General features: G+C 41.2%; 1 protein-coding gene. It reads right to left on the bottom strand.

From position 1 onward, the window contains the following. Nucleotides 1-226, bottom strand: a 226-nt coding sequence (locus ADI58_RS01770) for a PD-(D/E)XK nuclease family transposase (RefSeq protein ID WP_049521227.1), incomplete at both ends; no start/stop codon positions are given.

Raw genomic sequence — 226 nt, forward strand, 5'->3', positions numbered from 1 at the left:
CCACAGGCGATTGATGAAAAAATTCTGATGATGCACCTGAATCTCAATAATTACCTGAGTGCCATTATCCAACTCCGCCAAGACATCTATACTAGTGTAAAAATCCTGTGCCGAGTAAGGTACGGAAGGCAAGACGTGAATGTTACTTCCCTCCAAAATGGTTACATTTTTGGCTGGCAAGTCCAACATATCGCGAATAAATTGACAAGTGATTTCTGGATTGCTA

This window comes from Streptococcus mitis, from assembly GCF_001074635.1.
Taxonomy (GTDB): domain Bacteria; phylum Bacillota; class Bacilli; order Lactobacillales; family Streptococcaceae; genus Streptococcus; species Streptococcus mitis_E.